The organism is Sphingobium terrigena (assembly GCF_003591655.1).
Classification (GTDB): domain Bacteria; phylum Pseudomonadota; class Alphaproteobacteria; order Sphingomonadales; family Sphingomonadaceae; genus Sphingobium; species Sphingobium terrigena.
The window spans coordinates 1-21,423 of sequence record NZ_QVRA01000002.1; the positions used below are offsets into that span (position 1 = coordinate 1).

The 21,423-nt window shown below is 63.2% G+C and carries 20 protein-coding genes; all 20 read right to left on the minus strand.

Annotated features, from left to right (window positions below):
• Window positions 1–933 (minus strand): PAS domain-containing protein (locus D0Z70_RS02020; protein WP_119744061.1); only part of this gene is annotated, 933 nt, incomplete at its 3' end.
• A 444-nt stretch (window positions 934–1,377) separates the two neighbouring features.
• Window positions 1,378–2,862, minus strand: coding sequence for a multicopper oxidase family protein (locus D0Z70_RS02025; RefSeq protein ID WP_182913811.1), 1,485 nt, complete (start codon window positions 2,860–2,862; stop codon window positions 1,378–1,380).
• A gap of 47 nt (window positions 2,863–2,909) precedes the next feature.
• Window positions 2,910–3,287 (minus strand): MerR family transcriptional regulator, encoded by a 378-nt coding sequence (locus D0Z70_RS02030; protein WP_119744063.1) that lies wholly within the window; start codon window positions 3,285–3,287, stop codon window positions 2,910–2,912.
• Between the two features lie 663 nt (window positions 3,288–3,950).
• On the minus strand, window positions 3,951–6,458 hold the full coding sequence (locus D0Z70_RS02040) for a heavy metal translocating P-type ATPase (protein WP_119743757.1): 2,508 nt from the start codon (window positions 6,456–6,458) through the stop codon (window positions 3,951–3,953).
• The gene (locus D0Z70_RS02045) at window positions 6,458–7,063 is read right to left on the minus strand and encodes a cation diffusion facilitator family transporter (RefSeq protein WP_119743758.1); all 606 of its coding nucleotides are present in this window, start codon (window positions 7,061–7,063) and stop codon (window positions 6,458–6,460) included. The genes D0Z70_RS02040 and D0Z70_RS02045 overlap by 1 nt, the downstream gene beginning before the upstream one ends.
• On the minus strand, window positions 7,060–7,743 hold the full coding sequence (locus D0Z70_RS02050; RefSeq protein WP_119743759.1) for a ZIP family metal transporter: 684 nt from the start codon (window positions 7,741–7,743) through the stop codon (window positions 7,060–7,062). The genes D0Z70_RS02045 and D0Z70_RS02050 overlap by 4 nt, the downstream gene beginning before the upstream one ends.
• Before the next feature lie 31 nt (window positions 7,744–7,774).
• Entirely contained in the window at window positions 7,775–8,272 is a 498-nt protein-coding gene (locus tag D0Z70_RS02055; protein ID WP_239018779.1) for an MliC family protein, read from the minus strand.
• Between the two features lie 385 nt (window positions 8,273–8,657).
• The gene (locus D0Z70_RS02065; protein WP_119744065.1) at window positions 8,658–9,113 is read right to left on the minus strand and encodes an MgtC/SapB family protein; all 456 of its coding nucleotides are present in this window, start codon (window positions 9,111–9,113) and stop codon (window positions 8,658–8,660) included.
• A complete protein-coding gene (locus D0Z70_RS02070; protein WP_147418728.1) occupies window positions 9,113–9,553 on the minus strand; it encodes a hypothetical protein in 441 nt (146 codons plus the stop codon). Before D0Z70_RS02070 ends, D0Z70_RS02065 begins: the two co-directional genes overlap by 1 nt.
• A 117-nt stretch (window positions 9,554–9,670) precedes the next feature.
• Window positions 9,671–9,913, minus strand: a complete 243-nt coding sequence (locus tag D0Z70_RS02075) for a TFIIB-type zinc ribbon-containing protein (RefSeq protein WP_239018780.1) — start codon at window positions 9,911–9,913, stop codon at window positions 9,671–9,673.
• Window positions 9,914–10,003: 90 nt separating this feature from the next.
• Window positions 10,004–10,504 (minus strand): SRPBCC family protein, encoded by a 501-nt coding sequence (locus D0Z70_RS02080; protein WP_119743762.1) that lies wholly within the window; start codon window positions 10,502–10,504, stop codon window positions 10,004–10,006.
• Window positions 10,505–10,651: 147 nt separating this feature from the next.
• Window positions 10,652–10,999 (minus strand): DUF190 domain-containing protein, encoded by a 348-nt coding sequence (locus D0Z70_RS02085; RefSeq protein ID WP_119743763.1) that lies wholly within the window; start codon window positions 10,997–10,999, stop codon window positions 10,652–10,654.
• Entirely contained in the window at window positions 10,999–14,253 is a 3,255-nt protein-coding gene (locus D0Z70_RS02090; protein WP_119743764.1) for an efflux RND transporter permease subunit, read from the minus strand. The genes D0Z70_RS02085 and D0Z70_RS02090 overlap by 1 nt, the downstream gene beginning before the upstream one ends.
• Window positions 14,254–14,256: 3 nt before the next feature.
• A complete protein-coding gene (locus tag D0Z70_RS02095) occupies window positions 14,257–15,420 on the minus strand; it encodes an efflux RND transporter periplasmic adaptor subunit (protein ID WP_119744066.1) in 1,164 nt (387 codons plus the stop codon).
• A complete protein-coding gene (locus D0Z70_RS02100; protein WP_119743765.1) occupies window positions 15,420–16,769 on the minus strand; it encodes a TolC family protein in 1,350 nt (449 codons plus the stop codon). Before D0Z70_RS02100 ends, D0Z70_RS02095 begins: the two co-directional genes overlap by 1 nt.
• 63 nt (window positions 16,770–16,832) lie before the next feature.
• The gene (locus D0Z70_RS02105; protein WP_119743766.1) at window positions 16,833–17,183 is read right to left on the minus strand and encodes a hypothetical protein; all 351 of its coding nucleotides are present in this window, start codon (window positions 17,181–17,183) and stop codon (window positions 16,833–16,835) included.
• Between the two features lie 67 nt (window positions 17,184–17,250).
• A complete protein-coding gene (locus tag D0Z70_RS02110; RefSeq protein WP_119744067.1) occupies window positions 17,251–17,946 on the minus strand; it encodes a cation efflux transmembrane domain-containing protein in 696 nt (231 codons plus the stop codon).
• Between the two features lie 92 nt (window positions 17,947–18,038).
• Window positions 18,039–19,982, minus strand: a complete 1,944-nt coding sequence (locus D0Z70_RS02115; RefSeq protein ID WP_420820360.1) for an FTR1 family protein — start codon at window positions 19,980–19,982, stop codon at window positions 18,039–18,041.
• Between the two features lie 129 nt (window positions 19,983–20,111).
• The gene (locus D0Z70_RS02120; RefSeq protein ID WP_476712802.1) at window positions 20,112–20,534 is read right to left on the minus strand and encodes a MerR family transcriptional regulator; all 423 of its coding nucleotides are present in this window, start codon (window positions 20,532–20,534) and stop codon (window positions 20,112–20,114) included.
• 179 nt (window positions 20,535–20,713) lie between these two features.
• Window positions 20,714–21,301, minus strand: coding sequence for a YgjV family protein (locus tag D0Z70_RS02125; protein WP_239018781.1), 588 nt, complete (start codon window positions 21,299–21,301; stop codon window positions 20,714–20,716).
• Window positions 21,302–21,423 lie beyond the last annotated feature (122 nt).

Below are 21,423 nucleotides of genomic sequence, written 5' to 3' on the forward strand. Positions count from 1 at the left end.
AAGCAGGTCGCGCGTCGTTTCCAGATAATTGGCGATCGCGGTAAGCGGCTGGTTCAACTCATGGGCCAGCGTCGACGCCATCGTGCCCATCGCGCTGAGGCGCGAGACGTGAATCAATTCGGCCTGCAGCTCCTTGAGCTGCAGTTCGTTGCGGTCGCTTTCTGTCAGGTCGCGAATGAAGCCCGTGAAGACACGATACCCACGGTGACCGGCCTCTCCGATCGAGAGTTCCATCGGAAAGGTGGTACCGTCCCTCCGTTGGCCAACGACGATCCTGCCAATACCGATGATCCGCCGTTCGCCGGTGGACAGATATCGGCCGATATAGGAATCGTGCCGTTCCCGGTCAGGTGACGGCATCAGGCTGCTCACATTGGCGCCGAGTACGTCCGCTTCCGAATATCCGAACAAGCGCTCGGCCGCGGCACTGAACGAGGTTATCAGCCCGCGCTCATCGATAATGACCATGGCATCGGGCACGGTGTCCAGGATCGACTGGAGATGCTGCTCGCGCGCAACGATCGCTTCCTTGGTCGCGGCTTCATCGGTGGTGTCGCGCAGGATCTTGCCATAGCCGCTCAGCTGGCCGGTTTCATCCCGGAGCGCCGTCGTCGTCAGATGTGCGAGAAACTCTGACCCGTTTTTCCGGACGCGCCACGACTCCTGCTCGACCCTGCCAAGCTGCTCGACCTGCGCGAGGTGCCTGTCCGCAACGCCCGCCGCGACATCTTCCGCGCAATACAGGAACGAATGGTGTTTTCCGATCGCGTCTGAGCTGGCCCATCCCGTAATGTCTTCACAGCCCTTGTTCCAGACTGTTACGAGGCCCCCAAGGTCAAGCGCATAAACGGCGTAATTTGGTGCGCTCTCCACAACCTGGAGGATCGTGCCCGAAGCAGCATCATGCCGATTTGCCTTGTCGCCCTCAATCATGCCCCCGTCCATCTCCTCGTCATCCACAGTCACACAAGGTTGGAATGGATTTGCGGACAGGCGCCCACAGCCGTCGGAGGCAGGGTTTCTGCCATCGTTCCCACCATGCACCCGGCGAGCGAAAATCGGCGTTGGCTTTCGAAACGAGACATCAAGCGTGGCTCCCCATAACCCTATACGCAGGAGCAACGGTTACCCCTCACGCTCCGTTTCCAGTCCTTCGATGGACCGGACATCGTCCGGATGGCCGTTGTGGACCTTGGACCATAGTCCAGGGTCAAGCGGTATCGACGAGCCGGGCGCGTTCATGATGACACGCGGATAGCGTTGAATGCGGGTGGGAGGGCCGGTCGCTGTCGATCGAGGGGCAAGAAAACGTGGCGTTGGCTGCCGCGATGAGCTGCACCCGCTGTTCGCTGGTCTTCTGCGAGTTTCCGGACGGGATCAGGCGACCGTGAATTGCCCCATCATGCCTTCATCCTCATGTTCCAGGATATGGCAGTGATACATAAAAGGTGCTTTCGTCGCCGGCTTGTCGAACCGGACCAACAGTTCCACTGCCTCCTTCACGACGATCGTATCGCGAGGCCCCTGATCGAGAAGGTCCGGGTCATCGCCATCGCGGCGTAGCACATCGAAATGCACGCCATGGATATGGAAGGGATGTGGCATCTTCCGCCCGGAGACTTTCCATATCTCGACGTCCCCGAGGCGGACTTCCTCATCGATGCGGCCAATGTCGAACGGCCTGTCGTTGATCGTGTATGCGTCGCCATCGCTACCCATCATCCCCTCCCCTTCCGTCGACATATTGAGCACGAAGCGCCGGCGCGTTACGGCCGCATCGGGATCTGGCACGATGCGTGCTGCCAGGAGCGTTGGGACAGCGGCTGCGGCCCGCCCGCCCAAGCCTGGGCGCGGCGAGAAGGCCAGCACCGTCTCCGTCGTTGAAGCGTCGTCTTCATCGTCGTGATGGCCGCCCATCATGCCCATGCCTCCCATCATTCCCATCATCGACGCGTTCGCATCTTGGCCGGTGACCAGGGAGACCGGCTGGCCGTCGGCGAAGCTGACCAGTATCTCTGCACGCTGACCCGGCGCCACGGTGATGGCCTGCAGTTCAACGGACCTCGCCAGGAGACCGCCCTCGGTGCCGATCCAATGAAACGTCCGATCATCGCTGAACGAAAGTTCATAGATGCGGGCGTTCGAACCGTTCACGAGCCGCAGCCGCACCAGACCGTTCGGAACGTCGGCGCGAGGCGTGGGTGCGCCGTTGACCAGGATGGTGTTGCCGCGGCGGCCCTGCGACGCAATCATCATGCCGGTCGGCATGACCAGACGGCCGTCCTCGAATTGCCGATCCTGGATCAGTACCGGGAGATCATCCACGCCATAGTCCGATGGCAGGCCAAGCCCCTGCTCTTCCTCGTCCGTCACGACCAGCATGCCCGCCAGCCCGGAATAGACTTGCTCGCCCGTCAAACCATGCGCGTGCGAATGATAGAAGAGGGTCGCCGCCGGCTGGCGGATCGGTAGCGTAGGACGCCAGGTCGCACCGGGTGCGATCAGCTGGTGCGGGCTGCCATCCAGTTCTCCCGGCACCAGCAGCCCGTGCCAGTGAACCGTCGTATCGGCCGACAGGCTGTTGCGGACGGCCATCGTCACATCGTCGCCGCGGTGAACCCGCAGCGTCGGGCCGAGATAGCTGCCATTGTATCCAAGAGTGGCGCTTCGCCGTCCCGGGAAGAACGCGGTCTCGCCGTCCTGTGCTCTCAGGCTGATCATCTGGCCTTGTTGGCGTGCATCGATCAGGCGCGGGATTGGAAGCGTACCGGCGCGCTCGGGCGACCCGAATTTTCGCGTACACGCCGCCCCCAAGAGCAGGCCCCCGCTCGCCAGCAACGTCCGCCGGTTCAGCATCGTCATGACTACCTCGTGAATGGCGCGCGGCGCCTGTATTGCGGGATGCGCATTCAGCGCGCCGCCAGTTGATCGATGATCGGACAGACTGGCCGGTCGTCACCGCGGCATTGACCCGCGAGATCGAGCATCGCCTCAAGCTTGCGCGCCTTGTCCCCCAGCTGTTCGGCCCGTGCGAGCGCGAGCGACTTGACCTCGGCGCTGGAGCGCTCACGATCGCCCCAAAGTAAGAGCAGATCTCCGATCTTCTCCATAGGAAAGCCCCGATCGCGGGCGTTCGCGATGAAGCGGAGCCGGTAGACGTCGGCATCCGAATAGTCGCGATACCCGCTATCGCCCCGAGGTGCCGGCAGTACCAAGCCGATCTTCTCGTAGTGCTGGATCATGCGCCGCGAGACGTCGCTCGCTTTGGAGGCGTGGCCGAAGTTCACAGGCTCCTCCGATTGAGCCGCAATGCGTTGGTCACGACGCTGACGGAGGAGAGCGATGATGTTCTTGCGTATCATGCTCTGCAGTCTTCATCGGAAGCCTCCTGGCATGCCAGCGCATGTGGGGTTTGACACTGTGTTAACGTCAACGATGTTTGACCGCCTTCCGGTTTATTACTTACGCCACCGCCCGCGCGAGGGGCCGCTAAAGGGCCGTAAGTTCGCCCTCTCCAAGGCGCAGGTTCGTCTCGCCCAGGTAGCCATGGCCCAACGCGATACTTCCATTTTGGACCTGTGTAAGGAGCTCGGGATCGAGCGCGCCACGGGGACCGGTGAGAGGATGGTCGAAAACGTAGCTAAGCTCGCACTGTGCCGATTAACTCGTTGAACATCGATACAGCCAGCCACCATGCCGTACGCGACATGTAAGGCCGACGGGCATCGCATCGTCCCAAGCCTGCCCCTGCCGTTTCGGCCGGTAATTCCGAGGCGGGTGCCAGCGCCACGACGGGAAGCCGTTAGGTGGCACAATCACATGCGATCCAGGACGACCGCGCTCCTTTAGACAGAGACGTACAGTATTTGTCCACGCCCGCGCGGGTGACATTGATTGATGTCGTGAAACCCAAGTTGATCGAGAGGCGAGATCGAACACGACCGGCCACTTCATGCTGTCCCGGTCCGATCCTTAAAAGCAAGAAGGCGAAGGGCATTGAACACGACCAGCAGCGTTGAGCCTTCGTGCATCGCCACCGCCGGGCCGATGCCCAGGCCGAGGATCGTCGCGGGCACGAGGAACGCGACGACGCCGAGGCTGACGAACACATTTTGCCGGATGATGCCACGGGTGTGGCGGCTCAGGCCCACCGCAAACGGCAGATGCGCGAGATCGTCGGCCATCAGCGCGACGTCGGCCGTCTCCAGCGCCACATCCGAGCCTGCAGCACCCATTGCGATGCCGACCGTGGCACTCGCCATCGCTGGCGCGTCGTTGACGCCATCGCCGACCATCGCGACCTTATCCTCGCCGGCGAGCTTCTTAATCGCCGCGACCTTATCCTCCGGCATCAGGTCGCCCCACGCCTCGTCGAGCCCCACATCCTTAGCGATGGCGTCGGCGACCTTTTGATGATCGCCTGAAATCATAATCATGCGGGTGATCCCCATGTCCCGCAGACGCTTGAGGGCGATCTTGGCCGCCTCGCGCGGCGTGTCCATCAGCCCGATCGCGCCGATGTCCTTATCGCCCTTGCGGACCACCATCGTCGTGCGCCCGCCCTCGCGCAGGGTCGCAATCGCGTCGGTCGCGGCCGCGTTCAGCATGGGGATGCCCTCCACGCCGAACATCTCGGCCTTGCCGATCCAGACTGTCTCGCCACCGACCGTCGCGGTAACACCGCGTCCGGTCAGGCTTTTGAGATCGGTCGCGGTCGGCAGCTCGCGCCCGCCCAGGCGCTTGCGTCCATCTTTGACGATCGCCTGTGCCAGCGGATGATCGCTCAAGGCCTCGACCGCGACGGCGAGCGCCAACAGATCCTCTTCGCTCGCGCCGTCGACGGGCACGACGTCGGTGATGCGGGGCCGCCCTTCCGTCAGTGTCCCGGTCTTGTCGAACGCGATCGCCTTGAGCGAGCCCAAGTTTTCCAGCGGCGCGCCGCCCTTCACCAGCACGCCGCCGCGCGCGGCACGCGCGACACCGGACAGGACCGCGCTGGGGGTGGCGATCGCCAGCGCGCACGGGCTGGCTGCGACCAGCACTGCCATAGCGCGATAGAAGCTGTCGCGGAATGGTTCGTCCACCACGACCCAGGCGAACAGCAGGATGAATGAGAGGGCCAGCACCGCCGGCACGAAGACGCGCTCGAACCGATCGGTGAAGCGCTGGGTAGGCGACTTTTGGGTCTCCGCTTCGCTCACCATTTTCACGACCTTGGCTAGCGCGCTTTCGTTGGAGCGCCGCGTCACCTCGATCTCGATCGCGGCGCCGCCATTGATTGTGCCGGCGAACACCCGCGACGTCGCCTCGACCGCATCGGGCTTCGCACGCGCCGCCTCGACATCGGCGACGGGTTCCTTGTCGACAGGGATGCTCTCGCCGGTAACGGGGGCCTGGTTGATCGCGCTCGCCCCCTTAATGACGAAGCCGTCGGCGGGCAGTCGCTCGTTCGGGCGCACGACCACGACGTCGCCGACCACCAGCTCCTCGACCGGGATCTCCGTCGTCTGCCCGTCGCGGCGCACCGTCGCCTTGTCGGGCGCGAGTTCGGCCAGCGCCTCGATCGCGCGCTTGGCGCGACCCATCGCATAATGCTCGAGCGCATGGCCGAGGCTGAACAGGAACAGCAACAGCGCGCCTTCCGCCCAGGCGCCGAGCGCTGCGGCGCCGGCGGCCGCGACGAGCATCAGCGTATCGATCTCGAATTTCTTGAGCTTCAGGTTGTCTATCGCCTCGCGCAGCGTGAAGAAGCCGCCGAACACATAGGCGCCTACATAGAATGCGGTCGGCAACCAGTCGGGCGCGCCTGCAACCAGCTTCTCGATCGCGAAGCCGATCGCCAGCAGTGCGCCGCACGCCAACGCGAAGATCAGCTCAGTGTTGGGGCCGAGGAAATTGGCGTGGGCGTGATCGTGTCCATCGCCCGGTCCATGTTTTTCCGCACCTTCAGCATGACCGCCCGGCCCGTGATCGTGCTCAGCATGATCGCCGGCCTGATCGGAGCCCGTCCGCTTGCCCGGCTTGACCTTGAGCTTGCCCAGTGCCGCGAGGATCGCCGCTTCGTCCACCCGCTCCTTGTCATATTCGACTCGGACGCTGCCCGAGGCGCTGGCATCGGCCTGCAGCACGCCGGGCACCTGGCACAAGGTTTCGCCCACGGTGCGGGCACGGCGTTCGTGGCTGATCCCCTCGACGTGCCATGTCGCATGACCATATCGCCCACTGATCTCGGCGCCTGCAGCCCGCACCATGTCGCGCACGCGTGACAGCGGCAGCGCTTCGCCATCGAAATGGATGCAGAGCTTTGCCGGCGTATCGCCATCGGCGGCCAAGACGTGCGCGCGCTCGACGCCGGGCTTTGCGCTCAACGTCGAGACGAGGCGTCCGACACAGGCATCGGCTGCATCAGGAACCTCCGGCAGAAGGACGGGAATATCGAGTTCGAGCTTTTCGGTCATCACGCCGTCTCCGCGTTTGTCTTGGTTTCTACCCGCGCATCGCGCAGGATTTCGATGCCGCCCTTGATCGCGATAAGGGCGGTAGCCAGGCCAACCAGTAGATCGGGCCAATTCGTCCCCAGCCAAAGCACCAACGCCCCAGCGAGCAGGATACCGCCGTTGGAGATGAAGTCGTTGAAGCTGAAGGTGGTCGCCGCGCGCAAATTAACATCAGGCTGCTTGAGCCGTTGCAGCAATCGCAGACAGATATAGTTCACGACGCCGGCGATCGCCGACATCACCATCATTGTCGGCCCAATCGGTTCACTGCCCTGGATATAGCGGCGGCCGACGTCGAGCAGGATGCCGCCTGCGAAAATCAGCAGCATTACGCCGGACACGGTTGCAGCCCGTGTCTTCCATGTACGCCCGTGGCTGAGCGCGATCAGGCTGAGCGCATAGACCGCGGTGTCGGAGAGGTTATCGACGCCATTGGCGATGAGCGCGCTGGAATCGCCTGTCAGCCCCGTCACGAAGAAACCCGCAGCGATCGCCGCGTTGAGCAGTAGCACAATCCAGAGCGTACGGCGCTCGGCCGAGTCCTTGCCGTCCGGTTGATCCGTCATGCCATAATTTCCTCGATCAGAAGGAGGACTAGGAAGCCGACGAAGAACATCGCGCTGATGAGCGGTGAGTCCGGCTTCTCGTGCGCCTCGACCAGCAGTTCTTCGGTGACGAGGTAGAGCAGCGCCATCAGGCCGAAGCTCAGAAAGCCAGTAATCCATATTGGCGTCAGCAACGCCACCGGCTGCGCGATCAGCGCGCCGATCGGCACCAGCACCGCCAGCGCGCAGGTCAGGCCGATCGCCTTCACCTTGCGATACCGCCCCGCCAGATCGTTGGTGAGGGTCAGGGCCAGGAACAGCACTTCGAGGGTCAATGCGACGGCCAGCAGCGTGCCCGCCTTCTCGCCGGCGATGAAGGCGAGGCCGAGGACCAGGCCGTCTATCGCCAGATCGAGCCCGATCGCGGCGAGCAGCGCCACCGGCCCTTCGAAACGGCTTTCCGCCGCCTTGAGCCCTAGCATCACGGCGACGCCCAGCGCCCCGCCGATCAGCGTCGCGGTCGGGGAACCGCCGTGCATCACCAGCGGCAGGATTTCCGTCGCAGCAGCCGCGAACACCACGCCGGCGGCGAGATGCTGCATGGCCGCCACCAGCTTCTGGCCGGGGGTTCGCCATCCGGCGATCAGCGCGCCGATCATGATCGCGATCATCGGGATCAGAGAGAATTTGAGAGCCGCCATCCTCAGCGCCCCTGTGTGCCGGGTGGGTTGGTCACAAGCTCGTATCCTTCCTGCACAAGACAGGGGGCTTGTCCCCTTCCTCGATCTTGATTTCGTTGCCCGCGAAGGTCGCGCTCATCGTGTCGCCGACATATTGAAGCCCTGCCGCGGGCGCGGTCAGGACAACCGGCGCAGCGTTCCCGTCGCGGCGCAATTCGAGCGTCATGCCCTCATTTTTGAAGTCGACGAGCAGCGGGCGATCGTCGTCGCACCGATAGGGGTGGCGACCGGCGATGCCGCTGGCATCGCCGCTATCGCCGGCGTGGATTTCCTGTTCGGTTGGCGGTGCCTTGCGAGGCTGTTCCGAACAGCCAGACGACACCAGAAAAAGGCTTATGCCGGCGATTCCAATACGCAATGCCGTCATGTGTGCCTCCGGGAACATCCTGATACTCATAAAAGCCATTGAGCCGCTCCAATGACGCCGGCGATGATGACCATGACACCCACCACCAGCAGCTTTTCCTGCCGCGGATCGGCGACGTTTCATATTCGCGCCGCGATCTGCCAGGCCGGGCGCACAGGGACGCGCCAAGACCCGCATGCGATCCGGTCGAGCTCGGTATCCGAAAGGCGGAAAAATGATTTTAGGTCAGCCCGAGAGCGTCCCGTGAGACCCGTCACGCGAAAAACCGGGTCGGCAAAAGCCAGGTCGATGATACTTGGTTCCCCCGCCATCGGTGCGATGTCGTCGGCCGATGCCCGTGACGGACGTAGAAGCGGAACAAGCTGATGTGGGTCGCGTTCGAGAAGAGAAGCCCAGCATACCAAGCGCGAATGACGCTCGTCGTTCGAAGCCAGAGACACGGGGCTGAATTGCCCGCCATTCTTGGGCAATTGCCACTTAGCGCGAGTTTTTGAGGGACGCTTGTGCCTCATTGCCGGTCAGCCGGCTCAACTTGATCTTGCGAAGCACGCTTCAGCGGGTGAGAGAAGTGCAACGTCAGGAAGGTCGTCAGGCTGAGAACGACCGCGATATCGTAAAGACCATATCCGACTGCGGCACCCAGCGCCCCGGTCGCCCAGAGGCTTGCAGCGGTAGCGGTCCCGGACGCTTTTCCGCGATGCTTCAATATGGCGCCGCCGCCGATGAAGCCAACGCCGGTTATCAATCCTTCGAGCAGGCGTGCTTGGGCGGGCGACGTGCGTCCGAGAATGGCGATACCGACGAGCACGAACCCGCAACTGGCGATGGCGACCAGCGGAAAGGTTCGGATGCCGGCGCTGCGTTCGTCCTTCTCTCGGTCCCAGCCAACCGGAAGCGCCAGACCATAGGCCAGCGCGAGACTGACGATATGGGAAAGAGTTTCCCCCCAGAACGGCAGTGTCATCATGCGGCCGATCCTTCGGCTTGGCCGCCTGCCACTCTGTCCGCTGCATCTCGATAGGCGAGCACCCTCTTGCAGGCCAGCGCGCGCGCACCGGGGCGCTTGAGTGTGATCCGGTCGCCGCCTGAGATCGACACTTCCAGATTGGGGCCGACGTAGGTCTGCCCGCTTGCCGGCGACGTCACGCGCACGGGTGCGGCGCGCGGCCTTGTCTTTATGTCGAGGGTCAGGCCATCGCCCAGAAAATCAACATCGACGCGTGATCCATCAGGACAGGCGTAGAAATGCTCGCCGATGAAGTTGGGCAGCTGGCGATCACGGGATGCTTTGGCCTCGTTGTCGCTCGTAGATGGCGAGCAGCCGAGCAAGCCCGGCGCCAGGGCAAGCCCGGTTACGGTGAGGATCAATCGAACCGGGCCGCTGCTAGCTCGCCGAGCCGTCATCTGCCTGTCCTTCCACGATCTATCGCCATGGGCGCTACAGGGGGCACGCCCATGGCGCGGGCCGTTCTCACACGGACACCCGAAGGACTCGTTGTGCGGCGGCCGATCCACATCAGGTCAGTCGAACAATTCGCTCAGGAAGCTCTTGCGGCGGCCTTTATGGCCCCGCTCGTAACCGTGCTGTCCGCCATGATCGCCATGGCCGCGACCGTCGGATATTCCGAGACGACCGCCGCTCAACGGCCGCACGCTGTCGTCACCGGCACTGCGCTCGATGATCTTGTCGAGTTCGCCGCGATCGAGCCACACCCCGCGACATTGCGGGCAATAGTCGATCTCGATGCCTTGACGCTCGCTCATGACGAGGTCGACGCGGCACGTCGGGCACAGTAGTCCTTGGGAAGGCTGGTAATCTACCATGATAAATTCCTTTCTCGAAAGGTTGCCCTGTCAGTCGTTCGCGGCACCGGGAGGAGGCGGTGGCTTGATGGGGCGCCGACGATGCCGCTGGGACTGCCCGGGCAGTCGCGACTGACGGCGCAAAAGCGCCAGAAATGCCGCATCCTGTATCCGCATTGTCCGCCGCAGACCTTTGCGCATCATGCGGCCGACCAAGACGCCAATGATGCCCCGACATTCGACCGAATGGTGAAGACAGACGCCGTTTGCGATCGGCTCGATCTCGTAGCGCTCGTCGAAAGTGAGGAAGCCCTTTACGCCCATCTGCCACCCGATGAGCTGCGGCTTCGTCAGCCGGTTGATGACCATTTGCGTCGTCATCTTCCGATCGCCTTTGAACAGCAGCCAGGTAACATCCATTTCGGCACCGCGTTCGGCATCGCCCGCGATGCGATAGAAGGGGTGCCATCGTGCGAAGCCTCTCAGGTCGGAGATCAGCGACCAGACCCGCAGCGCTGACATATTGAACTCGAAAGTGGTCTCTTCCTTCATGGCTGCCTGTCCTGTCCGGCCAATGCGCCGCGAAACCGGAGGCCGCGCAACGGCGACCTCCTCGCTGATTAAGCGGGGGATTGATGGAAGCTGGTGGGGCGTTGGGGGCTTGCATGACGCAAGCCCCGGCGCGTGTCGTGCCGAGCCTCATTGGCGCGGGTTTTCCAGCGTCTGACTGGCCTTGCCCCCGATGACCTCGACGGCTTCGAGGGTCATCAGCCCAATGTCTGGCACATCGCTCAGGGCGGAAACGAACGCGCGCAAAGCGTCCTCGAAATCGACGATTTCGATCACCACCGCCCGATCGCTCTCAAGGACATGGCGCCGGTGGACGTGCGCTGATGCCCCGAACCCGATCAGCGCCTCAAGCACCGTCAGGCCCGCCATCTTTCGGTCGCGCGCCAGCGAAGCCACATATTCAAAGACCTTGCGATCGCCAATGTAAGCCGCTTCATCTGTGTAGATCCGCAGCAGTTTCCGGGTCGATTCTCCCATCATGCTTCTCCTTTCAGGGGGGCGGGTTCCTCGCCATGCGGCGTGCTCGCCTCTTGCTCATTTTGACGATCGGTCCGCCCGAGGATCACCTTCGCGATTGCGGGCAGCACGAGCAGTGTCAGGATGGTGGCGGCAACGAGACCGCCGATCACGACCGTCGCAAGCGGCTTCTGGACCTCAGCACCGGTGCCGTGCGCAAGCGCCATCGGTACGAAGCCGATCGCCGGCACGAACCCCGTCATGATGACCGCGCGCATCTTCTCGGCCATTCCTTCACGGATCGCCTGCGCGATAGGCAGTCCAGCTTCACTCCGGTCTCGGATTGCCGTCATGACGACGAGCCCATTGAGCACCGCCACGCCAGCGAGACAGATAAACCCAACCGCCGCCGACACCGAGAAGTTGATGCCGGTGAGCAAAAGCGTGAAGACGCCGCCCGCGAGCCCTAGAGGAACCGCCAGGAACACTGCCGCCGCCCGGCCGAATCCACCCAATGCCATGTAAAGCAGCCCGAAGATGACCAGAAAGCACAACGGCACCACGATCGACAGCCGCTTCGATGCCGCGGCCAAATTCTCGAACTGACCACCCCATTCGAGGTAGTAGCCCGCCGGCAGCTTCACCTGTGCAATCTTCGCCTGCGCCTCCTGAACGAACGAACCGGCATCGCGTCCGCCGAGATTGACCTGAACGACCACACGGCGCTTACCGTTCTCCCGGCTGATCTGGTTTAGCCCTTCGGACAGCCGGATTTGCGCAACTTGCGCGAGCGGCACCTGAGCGCGCGGTCGCCCCTCGACCTCGGGCAGCAACACCGGCAATGTCCGGATGTCGTCAAGATTCGCACGCGTCGCCTCGGGCACGCGCACCGTTACATCAAATCGTCGGTCGCCCTCATACACAAGCCCCGACTCACGCCCGCCGAGCCCTGCGGCAACCGTATCCGCAACGTCGCGGACGGTGAGGCCGAGGCGCGCGATCGCGGCGCGATCAAGCCTCACGTCGAGCGCCGGAGCGCCACCGACCTGTTCGGCCTTGACGCTGGCCGCTCCGGGAATGGTCTGGAGTACTCGCACCATCTCATTGGCCGTCACCGCCATCTTGTCGAGATCATCGCCGTAAAGCTTGATCGCAACATCGCCGCGGACCCCCGCGATCAGTTCGTTAAATCGTAACTGGATCGGCTGACTGACCTCGTAAAGATTGCCGAGGAGACCGCCGGTCGCCTTCTCAATCTTTGCGACCACGTCGGCTTTGGTCGTGCCCTCGGCCCACTCTTCCTTCTCTTTCAAGATGATGAACCCGTCCGAGACGTTTGGCGGCATCGGGTCGCTCGCGACTTCCGCCGTGCCTGTCTTGGAAAACATCAAGGCGACTTCCGGCACCTTTAGCACCGCCTCCTCGACCTTGCGCTCCATCGCGAGCGATTGATCGAGGCTGACCGAGGGCACACGCGTTGATGCGAAGGCGAGATTTTTCTCGTCGAGCTGCGGGATGAACTCAGAGCCGAGCAGCCCGAACGCCGGGATCGCCGCCAGGAAGAAGGCTAATCCACCGAGAATAAATGGCCACGGTCGCGCGATCGCCTTGTCCAGCAACGGCAGATAGCGCTCCTTGGACTTCCGGATCAGCCACACGTCCTTTTCCGCGACCTTGCCGCGGATCAGGATCGCCACCAGCGCCGGCACCAACGTGATCGCCAGGACGAACGCCGCCACCAGCGCGAGCATGATGGTGATCGCCATTGGCGAGAACGTTTTGCCCTCGGTGCCCGTAAATGTGAGTAGCGGTGCGAACGCGAGCAGGATGATTGCTTGGCCGAAAACGGTCGGCTTGATCATCTCCTGCGACGCCCGCATCGTCTCCTCCAGCCTTTCGCGGAGCGAGAGCAGTCGGCCCTCATGTTCCTGCCGGTGCGCCAGTCTGGCGAGGCAGTTTTCAATGATGATAACGGCGCCATCAACGATCAGACCGAAGTCGAGCGCCCCCAGGCTCATCAGGTTACCAGGCACGTTAAACGCGTTCATGCCCATGGCCATCATCAGGAACGAGAACGGGATGACCAGCACTGCAATCACTGCTGCGCGCCAGTTGCCGAGTAGCAGGAACAGCGCCACGGCAACAAGGATCGCGCCTTCGGTCAGATTGCGCTGGACGGTGGCCACCGTCGCGCCGACCAGTTCAGCGCGGTTTAGCACCACCTTGATCTGGATGCCGGGCGGTAGAGTCTTCGCAACTTGATCAAGCTTAGAAGAGGCCTCTGTGGCAACGACTCGGCTGTTTTGACCGATCAACATTAGCACAGTGCCGATGACCGCTTCCTGGCCGTTCATGCTACCTGCACCCGTTCGCAAATCGCCACCTACGCGAACGTTGGCGATTTGGCCGATCGTGATTGGGGTTCCCCCGCGCGTCGCCGCGACAGCATTGCTGATCTCATCGACCGTGCGCACGCGGGAGTCGACGCGCACAAGGTACGCTTCACCACCGCGGTTGTAGTAATTGGCGCCAACCGCGAGATTTGCGTTCTCGAGCGCTTGGCCGAGTTCACTGTAAGAAATACCGAAACTGGCGAGTTTCGTCGGGTCTGGTTCGACCACGAACGTCTTTGCATAGCCGCCAATGGAATCGACGCCAGCAACGCCTTTCACCGAGCGAAGCTGCGGGCCGATAATCCAGTCTTGGACAGTTCGCAGATAGCTCGCTTTGGCCACCGCGTCCGTTAGTCGTTCGCCTTCGGGCGTCAGGTAGCTGCCGTCAGGCTGCCACCCTGGTTGGCCTGCGACTTTTTTCGCGCCCTTGCCGTCTGGATTGGCATAGCCCACCGTATACATGACGATCTCACCGAGACCGGTTGAGACCGGTCCAACCTGCGGTTGAACACCGTCCGGCAAATTTTCGGTTGCCTGGCGCAGGCGCTCACCAACCTGCTGGCGCGCAAAGTAGAGATCGGTGCTGTCGGTGAAGATCGCACTGACCTGGCTGAAGCCATTGCGCGAGATCGAACGTGTGGTTTCAAGACCTGGAATGCCGGCTAGTGCGATTTCGACGGGATAGGTAACAAGCTTCTCGATTTCGACCGGCGACAAACGGGGGTCGATCGTGTTGATCTGAACCTGATTGGTGGTGATATCCGGCACCGCGTCGATTGGCAGCTTCGTAAGCTGCCAGAGGCCGAGGCCGCCGACGACGAGGAAAAGGGCGAGTACCGTCCAACGCATGCGGACGGAGAGCGCCATGAGATTTGCGATCATGGTCTATTCTTCCTCGCCCGCGCCCTTGCCGAGTTCGGCTTTGAGCAAAAATGCGTTCTTGGTTGCGACTTGGCTGCCACCGGCAAGACCCTTCAGGATCTCGACGCGGCCGTTGCTGCGTTCGCCGATCGTGACGGTCTGAGCCCTGAAGCCCTGCGCGGTCCGCACGAACACGATGTCGCGCCCTTCGAGCGTCTGCACCGCATCCTCCGGCACCACGATCGCATTTGACGTGCCGCCACGGCTCGGCAGCAATCGCACCCGAACCGCGAGACCCGGCTGAAGGCTGCCGGGCACATCAAGCACCGCCGTCGCCGAGCGCGTGTCATTGGCCAGGCCCGGCGTGACCGCACGCACCTTTGCCTCCACCGTCCGTCCATCGGGCAACTCTATGATCGCTCGATCACCCGGCGAGAGCCGCTGCGCGTCGGTCGGTCCAACCGACGCCTCTATTTGGATCTTCGACGCATCCGCGACGCGCATCAGCTCGGTCTCGGGCTGGACGAAGGCGCCCAGGGTGACGTTCTCCGAGGTGACACGGCCCGAAATCGGGCTCGACACCAGCACACCGCGACCGTCCGGCGTCACGCGGGCGGCCCCTGCCGCCACGCTGGCGCGGCGCGCCTCTGCGGCGGCCGATGCGGCCTCCGCCTCCGCCTGTTCCAGCTCGACACGCGCCGACACTTTCTGACGGAACAGATATTGCTCGCGGGCGAGCGCCTTCTGCGCGAGCGTCGACTTGGCAGCGGCAGCGGTACGATCGGCGGCAAACTGCGCCGCGTCCCGGCTTTCAACAATGGCGAGCGTTTCGCCGGCGCGCACGGGATCGCCGAGCCGCTTCATCAGCCGCGTGACGGCGCCGCCCGCACGGGCGGTCACGATCGCCTCACCTTGGGGGGATGCGCTGACCGTCGCCTGCGCGACGATCTCCGCGCCGAGCCCACCCGGGTTGATTGTCTCGGTGGCAATGCCGGCTTGCTGGACCGCCTGCGCGGTCATCGCCACCGTATCAGGTGCCTTTCCCTCCTCCGCCGGCGCAGCGGCATTGCCGCTTGCCGCTTCCGTCGCGGCGGGTTCGTTCCCAGTCCAGCGTGCGATCCCGAAACCGCCAAGTGCGGCGACAATCGCGACGGCGGTGCCGCCGCCTAGCAGGCGCTTATCCATCATCATCGATCATCTCCGGAATTCGTGGGGGCCGGCGTCGTGAGCCGGTCGAGCCGAGCCTGGGCGTCGTGATACGCAGCGAGCGCATCGACGTAGGTCTGGCGAGTTTGTGAAAGGGTGCGCTCGGCATCGAGCAGCGCGATCTGGTCGAACTTGCCTTGGCTCCAACCGATCCGCGCGATGCGGGCGGCTTCCTGTGCCGCAGCGAGGCCAGGACCACCCGCCGCCCGCGCCGTCGCGGCAGCATTCGCCACCTCTGTCTGCGCGCTGGCAATCTGTTGGCGCGTGTCGACCACCGCGAGATTGCGCAGCGCGATCGCCTGCGTCTGTTCGGAGCGCGATTGCGCCACAAAGGCGCTACCATTGTTGAAGAACGGGATCGGGATCGAGATACCCACCACCGCGGCCGTGTCGTTGGTTGCTTCTAACCGGCGAGCGAACGTACTGACGGTCAGGTCGGGCACGCGAAGCGACCTTGCGACGCGCACCTGTGCATCGGCGGTGCGAACATCCGCTTCCGCAGCGACCAAGGCGAGCGTCCCATCAACATCGACAGGCCGGGGAGGTCCGAAGTCATCGATCCGCTCAAACCAAGCGCGATCAAGCGGCCCTGTCACCGGCGCCGCAAGTAGCGTCTCAAGGTTGGCACGGGCCGACTGTGCCTGACGGGCCGCACTGTCGGCCGCGACCTGCGCATTAATCCGCAGCACGTCGGCCCGCTGTTGCTCGATCGGCCCAACGTCGCCGGCTTTGACACGCTCGCTAGACACGCGGAATGCATTGTTGGCGATCCCGGCTTGCTCGCTCAGCACCTCGGCGCGTCGCTCGAAAGCGGCGGCTTCGATATAAAGCTGCGTAATTCGCAAGCGGAGATCCGCCTTTGCGATTTCAGCTTGGACCTGCGCGCGGGTGAGGCGTGCAGTTGCAAGCGCGACCCGCGCAGGCCGTTTGCCACCCAGCTCTAGCGGGAGGGATACGCCAACCGTCGTCTCGGAACTTCGCAAACCCTTGTAAACGCCAGTCCCTGCAAGATTCTCGACTTGCACCTGCACTTCGGGGTTGGGCCGCAGCCCAGCAACGCGGCGTGCCGCAGTTGCGGCATCAACGCCGGCCGTGGCCGCCGCGACCGCTGGCAGCGGGGCCGAACCGCTACCTCCCGGCCCCGATGGCGGGCTGTTGCCGGTGGTCGTCGATGGCATGCCACCCGCAGCGAGAGCGTTCTCAAGCGAGAACGTATCTGCCGTTTGCGATGATGTGGTCGCCGCCGGGAAGCCGGGCGGCAATGCTGTCTGCGCGCCCGCCGCACTGGCGAGAGACGCCGCGACCATAACGGCCGCGATTGTACGATGCATAAATGATAACTCCTGACAAACCGGGTTGGCCCCGCGGCAATGGCCGGCGAGGTCAGCGGATCGTCAGGCTTGGGGGGGCCTCAGCGCCGGATCGGCGGTGGAGAGTGGCCGAAGTGAATGAATCGAAAAAATCGGCGCGAGCCGAAGATCGGGTTTCAGCGCATTATTAGCGATCTTGACGGGCGCTGCGACGTGATCGCCGTGGCAACCGCCGTGATGATGCGGATACCCTTTGTCACCATCGGAGGGCACCTGATCGGCGTCGCCGGGCGCATGGCCCAAGGCTAGTTCGTCGACGCCAGTTTCATGCGATGAAACGCTTACATCCGGCCGCTCCAGCACATGCGCCGTCGCCGTCGTCCCCAAGGAGAGGGCGATCGTCAAATAGGCAAGGATGTTCAGCAGCCGTCGCACGGCACACGTCCTAACAGGAACGCAGGTGGCGAGCTAGTCTCGCCCGACGTACGAAGAAATAAACTCGTCATCGCTCATTCTGCGATAAGATATAACGCGCGTCGTGTCTTGCCGGACTCGCCGACGAATGTTGTGCCTCGACTCGACTTGCCGGTGTCGGGCGTAGCTCTGTACGGGCCTGACTGATGATCTGCAGGCCGCCCCAAATACCCAAGCCTGCCATAATTAGGGCAACAGCGAGATCCGGCCAAGCCGTGCCCGTACCGACGACACCAGCGGCGGCCAGCAGGACCGCCAGATTACCGATTGCGTCGTTTCGCGAGCAAATCCAGACCGAGCGCATGTTGGCGTCACCACCGCGGTAGCGATAGAGCATGAGCGCAACGCTGCCATTCGCGATCAGAGCGATCACGCCGACAATCCCCATCGTCTCGGCCTGCGGCACGCCGCGGCCCAGCGCCGCGAGCACCGTCGTGACGAGGACATACAAGCCAAAGGCCAGGATCGTGCCGCCCTTGAGCAGCGCGGCACGCGACCTCCAGCCAAGCGCCATCCCGGCGACCCCAAGGCTGATCGCATAGTTGGCGGAATCGCCAAGAAAATCGAGGGCATCCGCCTGAAGGGATCGCGATCCCGAAGCGATGCCCGCGACGATCTCGCCGAGAAACATCGTCAGATTGATCGCGAGTGCGATCCAGAGCATGCGACGCCAGCGCGGATCGGGCGTCGGCGGTGCGTCGGACTGGCAGCTGTTACAGACCATGATCATGTACTCGAACAGGCATCATGGAATCCCTATGCACCCTCTAGCAACTAGAGGGTCAAGGCAAATCGTCGTCGTTGTCGCCGGCGGCATCAGCCGACCGCCGCAGCGGCACGGCGCCGGTTGAAGAGGAAGCCACCAAGCACCGCGATGAGCATCAGCAGCTGCGCGCCCATTGACTGCAAGGTCGGGAAGATACCGAGCATGGAGACGCGGATGCCGCCGCCAAGCGGCGCGATGTCGATGATGCCGGCTTCCTGTAGCGCCGACACGCCCTTGCCGGCGAGGACGATAGTGAGGATCGCCATCAGCCATGCGCTGTAAGCAAAGAACTTCGCGATCGGCAGGTCGCGGCTGTAACGCAGCATGGCCCAGGCGATGAGTCCCAGCAGCAGCACCGCCGAGGCGGCACCTGCCAACATCGTGCCGCCATTGCCCTGGGTCCAGAGCGCGGCGTAGAACAGGATCGTCTCGAACACCTCGCGATAGACGACGATGAAAGCGAGGCCGAACAGGAACCAAGCCGACTGCCGTGACAGTGCGCGCGACATCTTCTCCCTGATGTAGCGTTGCCACTGGTCTGCCTGCGCCTTGCCGTGCATCCAGATCCCGACGGATAGCAGGACGACGGCCGCGAACAGCGATCCGAACCCTTCGGTAAGCTCCCGGCTCGCGCCGCTGATCCCGATCGCATAGGTCGCGATGGCCCAGGTCACGCCGCCCGCCGCCAGCGCACTGATCCAGCCGCCGTGAACATAGGTCAGCACTTCGGGCCGCTCGGCCTTGCGTAGGAAGGCGATCATCGCAACGACGATCAGCAGGGCTTCGAGCCCCTCGCGCAGCAGGATGGTGAAAGCGCCCAGGAAAGTCGATGCACTGCTCGCCGCGTCCGGGGACAATGCCGCGTCGGCGTCGTCGAACAGGCCGTCGAGCACCTGGACGCGCGTTGCAACCTCATCGGCGGGGCGATCTTGCTGGAGCGATGCCCTGAACTCGCCCATGGCGCCCTCGATATGCCCCATGAGCGTTGCATCACGCGCGGTCAGAATGGGCTCGAGCGGCTCGAATCCGTCGAGATAGGCCGACAGCGCCAGCTCCTGCGCGGCGTGGCGATTGCCCGCGCGATAGGCCGCGAGGCTCTGTCCAAGCTTCGCTCGTGCCACATCGAGTGAACCGGGCGCCTGCTGAACGACCGCTTCGGGGTGGCGGCGCAAATAAGCAATGATCGCATCGGCCTGCCCGGTCCCAATGCTCTTGGCGAGCGTTTCCGGAGTCAGACCCGCCAACGCCGTCAGGTCGGGAATCCGCTGACGGAGGCTGGGATCGGCTTTCCACAATCGTTCGCCCTCCTTTGCGGCGGCATCGGAAAACGCGAAGCGGCCGGCGTAGAAGGCCAGCGCCCAGCGATCGTCGCTCGGGAGGTTTGCGAAACTCTGCATCGCCGTGCCGTCGATACCCTGGTCGATGACCTGATAGAGCGCGAAGGGGCTGCGCTGACGCGCCCGCGCCATTTCGCGAAAGGCGATTGGCGGCGTCGAGAGCTTTACGGCGTCGGGGCCATGTCCATCCCCGGTCATGCCGTGGCAACTCGCGCAGTTCTGCGCGAACAACGAGCCGCCGCGAACAAGGTCAGGCGCCTTGCTCGGCGCGAGAGGCACTGGATAGGCCTTGAGGAGATCGGCGGCGAGGCCATGGGCGATGCGCGCGACCTCCTTAGGTTCGCCCCTCGCGGCGATTACACCCTGGAGTAGGGTTGCTCCCGTGATCAGTTGTCCGCGCGCCGGCGTGGGTGGCAGGACCGTAAGGCGGGCGGATACCGAGGCCGCGAATTCGGTCATCTCGGCATATTCCGAGGCGCTCTTGATCCGGCCGCCGCTGACGGCACCGCCATAGTCGACCGCCATATAGTCGAGCAGCCGCCATACGGTCTGCACGTCGGCGGTATCGGCGTGGGCCACACCGCTGACCCCGGCGAGGCAGAGTAATGCTGCCAGGATGGCTATGGCGCGCTGGATCGATGGCATCGGCGCGCGCATGAAGGCAGGGCTGGAACGGCGAGATTCGCCAAGGTCTGGGCGGGGCATCCCGGCCTCATAAACCCTCCAGCTGCTAGAGGGTCAAGCGGTTTTGCGACTTAGTTGCAATAGTGGCTTGACGATTGGGCCTTACTTCTGGCGCTCGGCCTCCGGTGCCAGGGTCTCGATGATGCGGCATTCGGAGATCTTGCCGTGCCCGCACTGGACGATGAGGCTGCTGAGTTCGGACCGCAGCGTTGTCAGATCCTTGAGCTTGCGATCAATCTCCGCAAGATGTTCGCGCGCGATCAAATCCACCGCCGAGCAGGATATGTCCTTCTGATCCGACAGGCCGAGCAGCGCCTGAACCTGATCGAGCGAAAAACCCAGCGCCCGCGCTCGCCGGATGAAGCTGAGTCGCGCGAGGTGCTGCGAGGAATAGGCACGATAATTGTTCTTGGTCCGCTCCGGCGCGGAAAGCAGGCCCGCGCTCTCGTAATAGCGGATTGTCTCGACCTTCGTTCCCGTTGCGGCAGCAAGTTTGCCGATGCTGAGCGACCCGAACAACATCATTGGTGACCCTATAGTGACTTCAGGCTTATATAGGGAAGCTCCTCCCAAAATGTCGAGGCCGTACTAGGCAAGCCAGGCTCCAGCGATCGCTAGGATGCCGAGGCGACGACCGGCGGGGCCGCGCACCCCAACAGCGAACCCGGCACCAATATCGCCGCATCTTATTTCGTAGCAGCCGCTTAAACGTCCAGTCTCACAACCGGTCCAGCCTTCGCAAATATACCAGTGAGAGCAGCAGCGGGAGCGCTGGGCTTTGCGCTGAAAGAGACAGTCTGCCGGCGACGGACCACAAACCTCATTAGATTTGCAAGGTTCGACGCTAGTGATACCGCGTCTGTGCCCAACGCGAACAAGGCTCCAACGATCAAATTATGGGCAAGCCAAAATGGAGCACCTAGAAGGAAGAGCCCCTTCATACGCGTTGTCGATGTCTGCAAGCGCGCCAGACTACCCAGCGAGCTCCCCGTCAATGCCAACGCGGACGGTATGCCGTGCCATGTTACAACCGAAAGGAAAGACAATATAATGAGGCTGGCCCCATAAAGCCGCACGACGACATAGCGATCACGCACCGACGCCGAAACGATGAGTTGCGCGCAGGAAATGAGGCAGGCGATCGCCGCGGTCGGAGATCCCAAGATCAGAAAATACATCGCGAAGGCGGCAGCGCCTGCACTCTGGATTTTGACGACCTTTTTATAGTCGCTGAAAAACGGCCAGCTGATGACGCACAAAAGAGCCATGAAACCGAACGCGGTGGCAATCACGACTGCCCCCGCGCGGTTGTTCCTGTCTTGATCTGCGTGCCGCGCTCAGCCCTGTCTTTTCCCATAGCTGAAGCGTGACGGAACGAGGTTAATTACGCTTTAATGGCCCTCATGAAATCGAC

Coding starts and splice junctions, on each gene's coding strand:
- D0Z70_RS02025 (WP_182913811.1), bottom strand. CDS start 2,862: ATGACGATGCTGAACCGGCGGACGTTGCTGGCGAGCGGGGGCCTGCTC.
- D0Z70_RS02085 (WP_119743763.1), bottom strand. CDS start 10,999: ATGGGAGAATCGACCCGGAAACTGCTGCGGATCTACACAGATGAAGCG.
- D0Z70_RS02100 (WP_119743765.1), bottom strand. CDS start 16,769: ATGCATCGTACAATCGCGGCCGTTATGGTCGCGGCGTCTCTCGCCAGT.
- D0Z70_RS02050 (WP_119743759.1), bottom strand. CDS start 7,743: ATGGCGGCTCTCAAATTCTCTCTGATCCCGATGATCGCGATCATGATC.
- D0Z70_RS02055 (WP_239018779.1), bottom strand. CDS start 8,272: ATGAAACGTCGCCGATCCGCGGCAGGAAAAGCTGCTGGTGGTGGGTGT.
- D0Z70_RS02040 (WP_119743757.1), bottom strand. CDS start 6,458: ATGACCGAAAAGCTCGAACTCGATATTCCCGTCCTTCTGCCGGAGGTT.
- D0Z70_RS02080 (WP_119743762.1), bottom strand. CDS start 10,504: ATGAAGGAAGAGACCACTTTCGAGTTCAATATGTCAGCGCTGCGGGTC.
- D0Z70_RS02045 (WP_119743758.1), bottom strand. CDS start 7,063: ATGACGGATCAACCGGACGGCAAGGACTCGGCCGAGCGCCGTACGCTC.
- D0Z70_RS02070 (WP_147418728.1), bottom strand. CDS start 9,553: ATGACGGCTCGGCGAGCTAGCAGCGGCCCGGTTCGATTGATCCTCACC.
- D0Z70_RS02095 (WP_119744066.1), bottom strand. CDS start 15,420: ATGATGGATAAGCGCCTGCTAGGCGGCGGCACCGCCGTCGCGATTGTC.
- D0Z70_RS02120 (WP_476712802.1), bottom strand. CDS start 20,534: ATGATGTTGTTCGGGTCGCTCAGCATCGGCAAACTTGCTGCCGCAACG.
- D0Z70_RS02115 (WP_420820360.1), bottom strand. CDS start 19,982: ATGCGCGCGCCGATGCCATCGATCCAGCGCGCCATAGCCATCCTGGCA.
- D0Z70_RS02110 (WP_119744067.1), bottom strand. CDS start 17,946: ATGGTCTGTAACAGCTGCCAGTCCGACGCACCGCCGACGCCCGATCCG.
- D0Z70_RS02065 (WP_119744065.1), bottom strand. CDS start 9,113: ATGACACTGCCGTTCTGGGGGGAAACTCTTTCCCATATCGTCAGTCTC.
- D0Z70_RS02075 (WP_239018780.1), bottom strand. CDS start 9,913: ATGAGCGAGCGTCAAGGCATCGAGATCGACTATTGCCCGCAATGTCGC.
- D0Z70_RS02090 (WP_119743764.1), bottom strand. CDS start 14,253: ATGATCGCAAATCTCATGGCGCTCTCCGTCCGCATGCGTTGGACGGTA.